The organism is Paenibacillus rhizolycopersici (assembly GCF_014947195.2).
GTDB lineage: Bacteria > Bacillota > Bacilli > Paenibacillales > Paenibacillaceae > Fontibacillus > Fontibacillus rhizolycopersici.
In genome coordinates this window covers 98,441-111,505 of sequence record NZ_JADCNN020000006.1, presented here as the reverse complement: position 1 = coordinate 111,505, position 13,065 = coordinate 98,441, and the positions used below count along the sequence as shown (strand labels likewise).

10 protein-coding genes are annotated in these 13,065 nt (G+C 51.7%); all 10 read left to right on the top strand.

The features are described from left to right. The first annotated feature begins 2 nt into the window (after nt 1-2). Nucleotides 3-476: an SRPBCC family protein gene (locus IM700_RS08730; protein ID WP_193417235.1), complete on the top strand. Its 474-nt coding sequence runs from the start codon at nt 3-5 to the stop codon at nt 474-476. Nucleotides 477-702: 226 nt separating this feature from the next. After that, entirely contained in the window at nt 703-1,380 is a 678-nt protein-coding gene (locus IM700_RS08725; RefSeq protein ID WP_193417234.1) for a phosphatase PAP2 family protein, read from the top strand. Nucleotides 1,381-1,494: 114 nt separating this feature from the next. Continuing rightward, on the top strand, nt 1,495-2,076 hold the full coding sequence (locus IM700_RS08720; protein WP_193417233.1) for a TetR/AcrR family transcriptional regulator: 582 nt from the start codon (nt 1,495-1,497) through the stop codon (nt 2,074-2,076). A 2-nt stretch (nt 2,077-2,078) separates the two neighbouring features. Beyond that, a complete protein-coding gene (locus tag IM700_RS08715) occupies nt 2,079-2,822 on the top strand; it encodes a CPBP family intramembrane glutamic endopeptidase (protein ID WP_193417232.1) in 744 nt (247 codons plus the stop codon). Between the two features lie 139 nt (nt 2,823-2,961). Next, complete coding sequence (locus IM700_RS08710) at nt 2,962-3,381, top strand: DUF1259 domain-containing protein (RefSeq protein ID WP_193417231.1); 420 nt, start codon at nt 2,962-2,964, stop codon at nt 3,379-3,381. Between the two features lie 53 nt (nt 3,382-3,434). Continuing rightward, the gene (locus IM700_RS08705; RefSeq protein WP_418888770.1) at nt 3,435-3,857 is read left to right on the top strand and encodes a DUF1259 domain-containing protein; all 423 of its coding nucleotides are present in this window, start codon (nt 3,435-3,437) and stop codon (nt 3,855-3,857) included. A gap of 180 nt (nt 3,858-4,037) precedes the next feature. Further along, nucleotides 4,038-4,820, top strand: coding sequence for a sensor domain-containing protein (locus IM700_RS08700; protein ID WP_193417229.1), 783 nt, complete (start codon nt 4,038-4,040; stop codon nt 4,818-4,820). A 172-nt stretch (nt 4,821-4,992) separates the two neighbouring features. After that, nucleotides 4,993-6,189, top strand: a complete 1,197-nt coding sequence (locus tag IM700_RS08695) for a hypothetical protein (protein ID WP_193417228.1) — start codon at nt 4,993-4,995, stop codon at nt 6,187-6,189. Nucleotides 6,190-6,382: 193 nt separating this feature from the next. Then, on the top strand, nt 6,383-10,570 hold the full coding sequence (locus IM700_RS08690; protein WP_193417227.1) for an S-layer homology domain-containing protein: 4,188 nt from the start codon (nt 6,383-6,385) through the stop codon (nt 10,568-10,570). A gap of 203 nt (nt 10,571-10,773) precedes the next feature. Beyond that, complete coding sequence (locus tag IM700_RS08685; protein ID WP_193417226.1) at nt 10,774-13,041, top strand: GH92 family glycosyl hydrolase; 2,268 nt, start codon at nt 10,774-10,776, stop codon at nt 13,039-13,041. Nucleotides 13,042-13,065: the final 24 nt, after the last annotated feature.

Sequence of the window (13,065 nt, the reverse complement as noted above, 5' to 3'; positions counted from 1 at the left end):
CCATGGCTGCGAACGAATATTACATGCCGACCCATTGGCGGGTGAAGGGGAACATTTGGGAGATCTATGAGATTTGCTCCGATTTCTTGGACTATCCTCGCTGGTGGCCCGAAGTGTACTTGAAGATTCAATCGGGAGGCACGGACAAAGAGACGGGCAACGAAGTCTATGATATTCTCTCCAGAGGCAAGCTGCCCTACAAGCTTCGCTGGAGGTCATGCAAGACGGCCGAACAAGCGCCGCATTCCATCGCCTTGAAGTCTTCGGGTGACTTGGTCGGTCACGGAACATGGCGGTTCGAGCAAGACGGGGAATACGTGAACGTACGATTCGATTGGTACGTGAACGCCGAGAAGCCCTTGCTCAAACTGTTCTCGCCGGTCTTAAAACCGCTCTTCACCTCGAACCATTTCTGGGCGATGAACCGAGGAAGAGAGAGTCTGGAGAAGGAGCTGATTCGGAGGCGCGAAGCTTGATCTGCCAGATTGCAAAATAGAAAGCAGAACTTTCTCTACTTTCCAAGGTGACTATTGGCTAAGATCACGAATACGATTCCGAAATACCCTTGAACGCATATCGTTCAAGGGTATTTTTCCTAAAAATGCACAGATTAAGGTGGTTGGGGGGGCGACCATCTCAGGAACGGTCAACAATTCAAAGGGCAGCAAAAAGGAGCCCAGTAAAAGAGGAGTCTGTTTAAAAGTGAATTTAAAGTTACAGCTAACCCGCGCCTTTTTTATAAGCCTTCTGAGCGCTTTAGGATTTGGAATCGTAGCCCTGCTGGTATCCGATCAAAAGATAAACCAATTTGACAGCGTAATTACTTCTTTGGTTCAAGGACGAGAAGCACCTGCACTTACGAATATCATGAGATTCTTTACCTTTATCGGCGGAGGAATTCCCGTCGTCGTTCTTACAATAATTGTTCTGTTTTTTCTATATCAAGTTTTACATCACCGTAGAGAGTTGATTTTATTTGCATCTGTCGTCGTCGGTTCAGCTCTTTTAAACGAAACATTAAAGGTTATCTTTCATCGTGCCCGTCCCACATTACATCGAATTGTAAATGCAAACGGGTTTAGTTTTCCCAGCGGACACTCTATGGCTGCTTTTAGTTTGTATGGAATTCTCGCCTATTTACTCTGGCGCCATATATCAACACCCGTTGGCCGTGGATTGTTAATCATAATTAGCATCACGATGATCACCGCAATTGGAGTCAGCCGTATCTATTTAGGCGTACATTATCCAAGTGATGTTCTTGGTGGATTCTTAGCAAGCGGCAGCTGGTTAACGGTTTCCATTTGGTTTTATCAGAGGTATCTGGAAAAAAGGAAACTGAAGGTTTCAGCTGAAAAAACGAGGGAGATAAGGAAATGAGGGTGTTGACGGGAGGGCCTGCAAACCGAAAAAATATCATTGACATAGGGCTGAATATAAAATAACATACGTAATATAACAACTGTTATTTAACGGAAACAAGGAGGAAATCTTATGCCCCCAAAGCCGAAGGTCACGCGGGAAATCGTATTGGATGCGGCGCTGGAGCTGTTGCGTGAAGAGGGAATGGATGCCGTCAATGCGCGAAACGTCGCGAAGAAGCTGGGCACTTCCACGCAGCCGATTTTTAGCCACTTTGCTTCGATGGAAGAATTAAGGGAAGCGATATCCGCCTATGCGGAGCATCTCTACAACACGGCGATGCTGGAGGCGATGCAGGGCGGCGGGAACGGCTTTCTGGAGATGGGTCTCGCGTATATCCGGTTTGCACGGACGGAAAAGAAGCTATTCCAGCTTCTATTTATGTCCAACCGGCTTCAGCAGGAGAAGGTGACCGAGATTGCCGGCTCCACCGAAGGCGACGACCAGGTGATTGCGATGATCGGGAGCATGACCGGACTTTCCCCCGATTTAGCGCGGAGGTTATATGCAGGGATCTGGTATACGACCCACGGGATCGCCTCATTGGTCGCAACGAATAGCAGCACGATGGACGACGCGGAGGCGAGAGACGTATTGGGCAGTGTATTTAAAGGACTGCGAGCTATATTCAAAAAAGAAGGCGAGGAGCTTTAACCATGTCCGAGAAATTCATCACCAAACATCCTTACCTTGCCGCCGTCATCGCGGCCCTGATCTGCACCTTTCTGACCGCTGTCGGCTCTGCGGCAGCCCAAGTCGCCGAATTGGCGGAAGTCCCGTCTTACCTTGTCATGACAGCGTCCGTGGTTTTATCCATCTTGGTGGGCCTGTGGTTGTTGCGCCGTTCCCGGATTTCGGCTGAAGAGATCGGCTTTCGCCGCCCTGCCTCGGGTAGCGTACGCTCCATTTGGTTAGGCGTGCCGTTGTTGCTGTTGGAGGTCATTCCGCTCGTCGCCTACGGTCCCGAAGCGTATACCCGTCCGGGCGCCGAATACGCCGTGCTGGCTCTGTTCACCGTGGTGGTTGGCTTTAACGAGGAGCTTTATTTTCGAGGATTGGCCTTTTCCTTCCTGTCGCGAAGAAGCCGTAAACAGGCCGTGATCGGCTCGTCCGTAGTGTTTGGCGTGCTTCATGCCGCTAACGCCCTAAGCGGAACCACCCCTGTGGAGGTTCTCCTGCAGATCGTCTTTGCTTTTCTCGTCGGAATCGTGCTTGCACTCATCGTCAGTATTACCCGCAGTCTTTGGATCGGTATCGTGTGGCATGCGGTCCATAACTTCCTCTCCTTTAGCACGGAGGTTGTCTTCGACCAAACAGCGTTGGTGGTGGTTTCGGCCCAGGTATTGATTTTGTTGATCTGCGCGGTCGGTTTGTGGAAACGAGGAACGGCCGCAGCCTGACGCGAACTAAGGCGATGCAAGTTACGGTTTATCAAGCACCTTTTTGGGTGCTTTTTTTATTTGTTCAGCAAGAGTAAATGTCTATGCATATGATTTCTTTCTGACATAGGATGTCTTGATATTGATAAGGAGGATGTCTATGGCGGCACATGGGAAGGTAAGTCCTCAATTCAGAAGACTGTGTAACCAATTCGGCAAAATCTTGGGCGGCGAATCCGAGATCGAAGAAGGTCCGGTCTGTTTTGTCACGCGGATGACGAAACTGCGCGAGTCGATCTTGAGAAGAAGAACGCGGTCTCCTTTGGTTCAGATGCAGATGTTTTCGTTTGAATCGCTGGATAAGTCGGGGCGTGCGCTTTGTCTGGGGGAGACGGCCTTGCATCAGAATCAGGTCAACCGTTTGATCACGAACCTCCGGAAGCGGGGGATCAAAGTGACAGCCGTTCATAACCACTGGCTAAAGGAAAATCCACGGTTGATGTATATCCACTGGGAGGCTGTCTCGGATCCTATTGAGTTTGCTAGAAAAACCAAAGCTTCAATTGCCTTTTTGGGTTAGTCCGGCTTTGTCTCGTGATGATGATTATCGGATGAATGGAAAGGATGAATGCAATGGCGGCACAAGTGAAGGCAAGTCCTCGTTTTCGAAGACTGTGTAACGAGTTTTCTAGCATTTTAGGTGGAACGGAGCATGAAATCACCAAAGGGCCCGTTTGTTTTGTCAGCCGAAATCGAAGAATTAATGCTGCAATATTGGGGAGAAAAACGACTTCCCCGTTGATCCGTTATCAACTGTTCTCGTTTGAGTCATTGGATCGCTCAGGTCGTGCCCTTTGTTTGGGGGAAACGGCTCTCTTCCAAAGCCAGGTTAATCGGTTGTTAACCAATTTGCGCAAAAACGGGATTAAAGTAACGGCGGTTCACAATCACTGGCTCTTTGATAGTCCGCGGCTGATGTATGTTCACTGGGAATCCATCGATGATCCGATTGATTTTGCCAAAAAAGTAAAGCGCTCTATCGCATTCTTGGGCTAATTGCACGGCGGCGGATGGTGGATTTCAGTTCCACGGTTCGCCTCTTTTATTTTCGAATCGCCCTAGCCTAAAGTCTAGCTTCCAAACACCACCTAAGACGGTTATATCGCGCCAATACGGTAGTTATAATGGGTTTATAAACTTTGCGCGTGACTGATGAAGGTAAAGGAGTGTTTGAAAGTGAAAGCAGTAGAAGCGACGAATGTGGCGAAAGTGGGGAAGGTGAATTGGGCGCTGTTTAATCCCAAGACCTATGCAACGATGCTCTATCTCTTGCTCTCTCTCCCGTTGGGGATTATTTATTTGACGGTAGCGATCACGGGGCTGGCCCTTTCCATTGCGTTGATTCCGGTGTTTATCGGGATCCCGATGTTTTTTGGAATGGCCAAGCTGTTGAATGGGATTGTGAGCTTTGAGCAAAGTCTGATTCGGCATATTTTAAGGTTGCCGGTTCCGCCCGCGGCGGTTCCAAACTACGCACAAGCAGAGGCTGGACAAAATTGGTTTATGCGTATGGTGAAGGGGTTTGACGGGGAGTTGTTCTTCCGAAATCTGATGCTCGTGATCCTTCGTTTCATCACCGGCATCGTCTTCTTTGCGGTGATGGTTACGGCCCTTGCCCTAGGGATCGGCTTTATTGCCCTTCCCGTCGTGCATATCATTCTGATGAATGAAATGAAGCTGGATATTTTGGAAAACACCCTATTCACGTATTTCCATATCGATTGGACCTATAATCAGCAGTATCTGCTCTCCGAAGGCATTGGCCTGGTGTTGTTCTGGGTCGCGCTTCGCGTCGTGAATGGATTGATGCAGGTTCAACGCAGAATCATGTATGTGGACGAGGCTTATCTGCAGCCGACGCCAGAGCCGGCTCCAACTCAATTCCATGCGCCCGTTCAGCCGCAATATGAGGAGTACCTCGAAGAGCAGCCTACGCAAGAGAAGTTGTGGCTGGCTTAGATATGGCTTGGATATCCCCTTGATACACAAGAAGAGTTATCGGATCACTTCCGATAACTCTTCTTTGTTTATTGATCATCGGCCATTCCCAGACCGCCGTTATCATATAAGGAATATGGATAACGTGGTAGAAGAAGGGGGAAAATACTCAAAGAAAATGGGGGGCTAAATAATGACAAGAGAAAACTATCAGAACAATTTTATTGAAGAAACTTTTGTTGTCGATTGGATGGCTGTTGCAGGATGGATTGCAGCAGGAATTGTTAGCAAATTGGCCGGAGATACGATTGGAGTAGAACTAGAAAAACTACTTGGCATTGAATCATCTACTGATCAATTAATACGAAGTTCGGTTGATGAAATCTGCCAACGGATTGATCAAATCGTAAATCAACAATTTATTGAGGAATGGTCTGCCGATCTTGAGGCCGTAAGAAAAGACATTCTAATGTATTTACCCAAGCAAGATACGGATATGATCAAACAACTTGAAGGAAAGGTTCATATTTTGGCGGAGCGTTTTATCATGGAGGGCACTAAAACTTTAGGACCTTTCATGATCTCTGCAAGTATGGATTTAGTATGTCTAAGATATCTATCGAGTACCAATGGAGCTTTTGTTCAAGATTTGACGAGTCGTGCAAAGGAATACGCAGATTGGGCGGAGGCAAAATCAACGGAGATTATAGAATTGGCAAAAACCTTTGTCTCTTCATCCTGTAGCAGCGGTAGAGGCTTGCCCGTAGGAGATATGGACCCTCAAAATTATGCCTATTACACTTCACAGTGGGGCAAAAAAAAACATAGATGGAGTGGATCTGAGAATTTATCTGTCTATAAGGGAAGATGTGAAGAGAATCGACTGAATCATTACAATAATACTGTGGTTCCGGCCCTGGAAAGACATAACCAGATCATCGATTGTGTTAAATTGTGGAGAAGTATACCCGCAAATACATCGATTGTATTTAGAGATGTGGAAAATTTACTTCAATATAGATGCAAAAACCATTCTTTGGAAAGTGGTGTAATTGTCCAAGGGAATGATCGAGACGGACAGTACAGCAATCCGAGTATCCACTATGATTTAATGAATTTGCCAGAAAATACAACGATCCATTTTTATTCAAAAACTCGGGCGGATAAAGAGATAAATAGAATTGGTGAAATTGTGATATGGGAACTTGGTTCTGAAAATGTTCCTGTTAGTTCAGGTCAATTTAAGGTGTCGATCGATTGGAACGTAAATAAAGTTGTCGCCATAAAGAAAGAATCAAACTCGAACATTAGATGCGAGATCTATTGGCATGATAATGAGGAAGTAAACACAATTGTAGATGTCCAGGAAACGAGAATTGAAATTATTTAGACCCTGGATTTCCCGACAGGGTTTTGTCATTCGTGAAAATGCATGCAGAGCCCTTTTTTTGCTATATAGGAGCGTTCATCCCCCCTTCTATAACCGAATCTATAACCGCAGTTAGATTCGATAGCCGATGAGATCTTTTATAATTTTAGAATGATTATTATTCGGCGAAAGAGAGAAGGAAGGGTTGAACGGAATGAAGCGTTTTTTCATAGGGTTGATGGTACTGTCGTTGGTGTTGGGTGTCCCGCCAATGGCCGTTTTCGCGGATTCGGAAGGATTGGCGATGGCGGGAAACGGGACGGCGGGGGATCCCTTTATCGTCACGACGCTGGATCAGCTTGATGAAGTACGGGGCAACTTGACGGCCCACTATCGGCTTGGCGCGGATATCGATGCGTCGGCGACGGAAGTTTGGGACGGCGGAGCGGGCTGGATGCCGATTGGGGAAAGAGACAGCGGGGACAGCTCCAAGCAGTTCACGGGGGTGTTCGACGGGGCAGGTCATGTCATCCGTAACCTGACGATCAATCGGCCGTCTCAGGATGGGGTGGGGCTGTTTGGAATGATTGGCACGGGAGGCATGGTTCGAGATCTAGGGATGGAGGGCGGTACCATCACGGGCGGCACCTCTACCGGCGCACTGGCAGGGAACAATAACGGGACGATCGAGCAGTCCCATGCCGGGGTCGATGTATGGGGATCTGGAGTGGTTGGGGGGCTGGTTGGTTACGAATACGGCCAGATTCTCGCCTCGTACGCTACGGGGAATGTCAGCGGAACGAATAATGTCGGAGGATTGGTAGGACGCAGCGATGGAACGGTAACGGAATCGTATGCGACCGGTCATGTGGAAGGAAATGACACGGTTGGCGGACTTATCGGGCTGAAGGAAGGGGGGGAGTTAAGTCGATCCTATTTTGCCGGCACGGTTCATGGAAGTGGTAATTACATAGGCGGTTTGGCGGGGTATCTGTCCGGTGGAATCTTAAGCACATCCTATAACATTGGGTCTGTCAGCGGAGACAAAATCGTTGGCGGACTGGTCGGCATGGCGGTAGATGGCTATATCGGTAAGTCCCATGCCTCCGGTCAGGTTACTGCTCCCGCAGGTGATGTCGGCGGCGTGCTTGGTTCCAATAACGGCACCTTTATGGAAGGTAACTACTGGGATGAAGAGACTTCAGGGCAGGCGGACGGGTGCGGCTACTTTAATGATGCTTACGAGAAGGTTTCTTGTGACGCGACAAGCCTAACAACCGCACAAGCGCTGAGCCAGGCGAGCTACACCGGGTTGGATTTCACGGCGGACTGGTTCATGATGGAAGGTTCAACGCGGCCTTTCCTTCGGGCGGAACGGTCACAGGTTGTCGGCAACGCCCATCAACTACAATTGATGGCGATGGATCTGACGGCGGATTATACGCTGGTAAGCGATATGGATTTCGGCACGGTGTTCACGGACGATAGCCGGGCCGATATGTGGGCCACGAGCGACGAGGATGGGGCGGGCTTCGCGCCAATTGGCGATGCGACGCTCGGACCCTTCACCGGGCAGCTCGATGGCCAAGGGCATGCGGTTCGCGGCTTATTCATCAACCGCCCGGGAACCGTCCAGGTCGGGTTGATTGGGAGTCTCGGCGTTGGAGGCCGCGTGCACGGCATTGGGGTAGAGGGCGGCCGCATCAACGGAGGATACTCCAGCGGCGGCTTAATCGGGGATATGAGCGGGGGGACCGTCGAGTTGTCCTATTCGACAGCCAGCGTAAGCGGCATTGAGAAAGTCGGGGGCCTGGTGGGTAATATGTATCCCGGCGTCATCACGAAATCGTTCGCGGGAGGCGATGTCTCCGGCTGGATGGTGGTTGGCGGCCTGGTGGGCCGTGCCGATCTGGGGAGTTTAATTGAAGATGCTTATGCCACCGGTTCCGTTGCGGGGAGCTCCGAAACCGGCGGTCTGATCGGACGACATGTCGGAACGGTCAACCGGGCATATGCCGCAGGGAATGTCCCAGGCTCCGGTTCCGAAATCGGAGGGTTGGTAGGCCGGGATTTCAGCCCGACTTCCAGCGTCACCGCGGGATATTATGATGCTGCAACAACGGGCCATGGAGGCGGGAAGCCGACTGCAGCGATGAAGAGCAAATCCACGTTCGAGACGTGGGATTTTAATGGGACCTGGACGATCGAGGAAGGGAAATCGTATCCGGCCTTGCAAGGCATTGCCGCGAATCTCGGCATTGACACCGCTCCCCCGGCGATCGTGAACCTACGAGTCGAAGCTCCAAATCACCTCGTGGTGACTTTGGATGAAGAGGTAAACCTGCTTGCAACGGGAGGGTTTTTCGTATCCGCAGACGGTGTTGGAATTGGGGTTCTTGATACCGTAAAAACCGGAGCGAAAACCTTAGAGTTGACGGTCGGCGAGGAGCTGCATAGCGGACAGGACATCCAGCTGTCCTATGACGCGAATGTGGGAAATGTCTCCGATCTGGCGGGTCATCCGCTGCTCAGTGTGGCAGATCAACCTTGGCCGCCGGAGATTACGATTACGATGACCACGTCAAATGGGGACGAATATCTAGACGGAACGTGGACGAACCAGCCTGTGACGGTGAGCGCCTCGGTTTATGGAGATTCTGCAGACGTCACCGAGTTTGTTTATTCATTGGATGACGGGGATACCTGGACGGCGTACACGTCGAGCCTTGAGCTTCGGGATGACGGCGTACATGTCCTCGATTTCAAGGCGGTTAATTCGGCGGGGATGGAAACGACGATACGGCGTACGGTGAAAATCAGCGCCAGCGGGCTGACCTTGACCCCGGAGATGGTTCAAGCGGATGGCAGTCCTTATGGGGAAGGGGACTGGACGAACCAGAGCGTTACCGCCAGTGTGTACGCTGCGGCGGGATTCGGCGAGATCGTTTCCTTTACCTATACGATGGATGGCGGGTCGCCGCAAGCGTATGCGAATGGGACGCCAATCGAAATCACCGGGGATGGGGATCATCGAGTTGTTTTCGAAGCGGAGGATGAAGCTGGACATCGTCTGTCCGAAGAGATGAAGGTGAGGATCGATCAAACGCCTCCTACTATCGATTTCTCCCCGAACGGTCGGGAAGTCGCGGAGGGTTCGGCTTCAACCCGGACGACGGTAGGGGATACCGGAAGCGGAGTCGATGCTTCATCGCTCCAATATGTATGGACAACGGATCCCGCTTCGCCAACGGATGGCTGGGTACCGTTCGTTAGTGGCGCTAATTTGACGAAGAGCGGAGCGGACGGCGATTGGTACCTGCATGTGAGAGCGGCAGATCAGACGGGGAACGAGAAGACGGCAACGTCCCAGCGGTTCCGGCTGATCCAGAGAAGCAGTAACCCGGCGCCATCGCCGGGCGGCAATACGTCCTCCAACAGCGGGGCTCCGTCCTTGCCGAATAACGTATATCCGATCGGAGCTGCTGGCGGCACAGCGAAGTTCACTGGAGGGGAAATCCGGTTTCCGGCAGGTGCGCTGGATCGCCCGTTCCAGGTGACGATCGAAGAGATCACAGATACGAGTGCCCTGCCGTTGTCCGATCAGGAACGTCTGGTTAGCCGGGTACTCGATTTTAAGAAGAATGTACCGGGGAAATTCCTTGTCCCTGTGACCATCCAACTGCGTCTGAACGCCGACGTGAAGCAGGAGGATGGCAAACAGATCCTGCTAGTTTGGCTGAACGAGGAGACGGGGGAATGGGTTGCGTTGAACGATCTGCTCGTTGACTACGAAAACGGCATCGTCAGCGGCACAACCGATCATTTTACGAAATTTGCGGCCCTCTCCCGAACGGTTGAGATCCAAGAGCCAGCGGTCGTACTGACGGATATCCAAGGCCACTACGCTGAGGAAACGATCCGGCATCTTACGGAGAGCGGGATCGTCAGCGGGTATCCGGACGGCACCTTCCGGCCGAACCGTCCGATTACGCGGGCAGAGTTCGTTTCGATCTTGAACTCGGCGATGGCATGGAAAGCGGCAGGGGATAAAACGTTTGCCGACACGGAGAAGCATTGGGCACGGTCGGCAATCTCCATCGCCTACGCCAACGGGGTCATCCGGGGGATTGACGACACACTCTTTGCACCGGACCAGCCGATTACGAGGGAGCAGATGGCCGTGATAGCGGCAAACGCCTTGCATTTAGAGAAGCCGAAGAGCGTTCTGTCCTTCGCGGACGGGGAACGGATCTCGAGTTGGGCGAAGGATGCCGTCCAAGCCGTGACGGAGCAGGGGATCTTCTCCGGATATCCAGACCGCACCATACACCCCCAAGACCAGGCAACCCGGGCGGAGGCGGTGATGGTCATTGGTAGAATGATAAAAATGGTAGAAGGATAACCCACACTTGTCGATTCTCCTTCGAATTCCCAGCCTTCATGCAATTTCAAAAGCGAGCGACCTGCAAAGGTCGCTTTTCTGTTTTTAAGAGGGAGGAAGCCCCTAAGAGAAATCGTAATTGACGCTATAATTTTTGTGCTATATGTTATGATGAATATATTATATATAATTGAAATAGGAATATCATTTTGGGAGGGATAAAATTGAAGAATACAACCGCTCGTGCGGATCGGGATTGGGCATCGTACGTCAATACCAATATCGGGACATTGTCCTACAAAACGTGGTCCACGTCTCCAACCGTTCAGCTTCCTCATGGGATGATGGAGATTGATCCGGTCACCACGCCGGGTATCGGAGACAAGTATTTGACGGACAAAAATTTCGGATTCTCCTTCGGACCAGCATCGGTGACGGTTTCCGGCAGCCCTTTGTCCGATCGACTGGAAGCGCTTGCTTCTGCCTTCGATCATGATTTGGAGGAGACTCGGCCTTACAAGTACCGTGTCTTCCTGGAGGATCCTGAGATCAATGCCGAGATGACGGTGGCTCAGCGCAGTGCTTATTTTCGCTTTCACGCCGACGGGCCGCTCCATATCATCCTCAACGGCGGCGAGACGACGCAAATCCATAAACACGATGGCCGTGTGATCGAAGGGCAGCGCGCCAATAAAGGACAGGTTTGCTATTTCAGCTTGGAAATGAGAGAGGCCGCGTTGTCATGTGGCTCCATCAAAAACAGCCCCGCCATCTATTTGACCTATGAGCCGCAGCAACAGGAACAAACGATAGAGTTCAAGGTAGGGATCTCCTATATCAGCTTGGAGCAAGCCCGGAAGAACCAACAGCAGGAGCTGCCGGATTGGGACTTCGAGGCTGCCGTTTCCCGAGCCCGGGACGCTTGGAACCGCGCGCTTTCGGCAATCGAGGTGGAAGGCGGGACGGAGGAAGAGCGGACGATTTTCTATACGGCGATGTACCGTACGCTGCAACGGATGCGGAATATGACGGAAGATGGCCAATATTACAGCGGCTTTGACGGAAAAGTCCACAAGACGGAAGGCCGGGACTTCTACACGCATGACCAGCTTTGGGATACGTATCGCTGTGCCCGTCCTTTGCAGAGCCTTATCGAACCCCGCGTCTTCGAAGATATGGTGTACTCGTTGGTCCGCATGTACGAACAAGGCGGGTTGCTGCCCAAATTCCCTCATCCGGGCGGAGATCACGCGGTGATGATTGGCCATCATGCCGCTTCGCTCATCGCGGATGCCTGTGCGAAAGGGCTGGATGATATTCAGGTCGAGAAGGCCTATGAAGGAATGGTCAAGGATGCCACGGAAATGTCTCTGATCCCTTGGCGGACGGTGCCGGCTACGGAATTGGACCAGGTGTACTACGAAAAAGGCTGGTTCCCTGCGCTCCCTGTTAGGGAGGAGGCGAAAGTCGCCGACCCGGACGAGTGGAGAAAAAAGTTATGGAATCTCGTCATGGAGAAGATGCCAAATCAGATTACCTGGGTGCCTGAAGTTGGCGTTGACGAATGGGTGCCCGAGGTCGATCCTTGGCACCGCCGGCAATCCGTGTCCGTGACTCTGGAGCGGGCTTATGACGATTGGTGCGTCGCCCAAGTGGCCCGTAAACTGGGGCGGGAAGAGGAAGCCGAGCTTTTTCTTCAACGCGCGAGCAACTATCGCCACCTATTCCGCTCGGACCTCGGGCTGATGGCTCCCAGGACGGCGGAAGGGGAATGGGTCGAACCGTTTGATCCGAAGCTGTCCGGCGGATTTGCCGGGGAGGGGTATTTTGCCGAAGTGAACAGCTGGATTTATACCTTCCATGTCCAGCACGATGTGGAGGGATTAATCCGCCTGATGGGCGGGAGAGAGGCTTTCGTTCAAAAGCTCGACGCTTTGTTTACGGAGCAATACACGATGGAGAAGCCATGGTTTCTCGGGCAATTCCCCGATATGTCGGGACTGATCGGGATGTATGCGCATGGCAACGAACCCGGCTTTCATATCCCGTACTTATACAATTATGCCGGAGCCCCTTGGAAAACCCAGCGGCGCGTACGCGATATCCAGCACCTGATGTACAACGCTGGGCCGGCGGGTCTGTGCGGAGACGATGACATCGGTTCGCTTTCTTCCTGGTATGTATTCAGCGCGATGGGCTTCTATCCGGTGTGCCCGGGGCGGCCCGTGTATGATATAGGGAGCCCTATCTTCGAGAAGACGATCCTCCGTGTCGGGGAGGGCCAAACGTTTGTCATTGAAGCGAATCATGTCTCCAAGGCAAACAAGTACATCCAATCCGCCGTCTTGAACGGGCAACCGCATTCGCGGCCTTGGCTGACCCATCAGGAATTGATGAACGGGGGACGGCTTGTGCTGGAGATGGGGCCGCGGCCGAACAAGGAATGGGGAAGCTCCCCGGAGGATGCCCCGCCTTCGATGACTTCGCATTAGGATCCCAGTGAAACGGAGGATTGT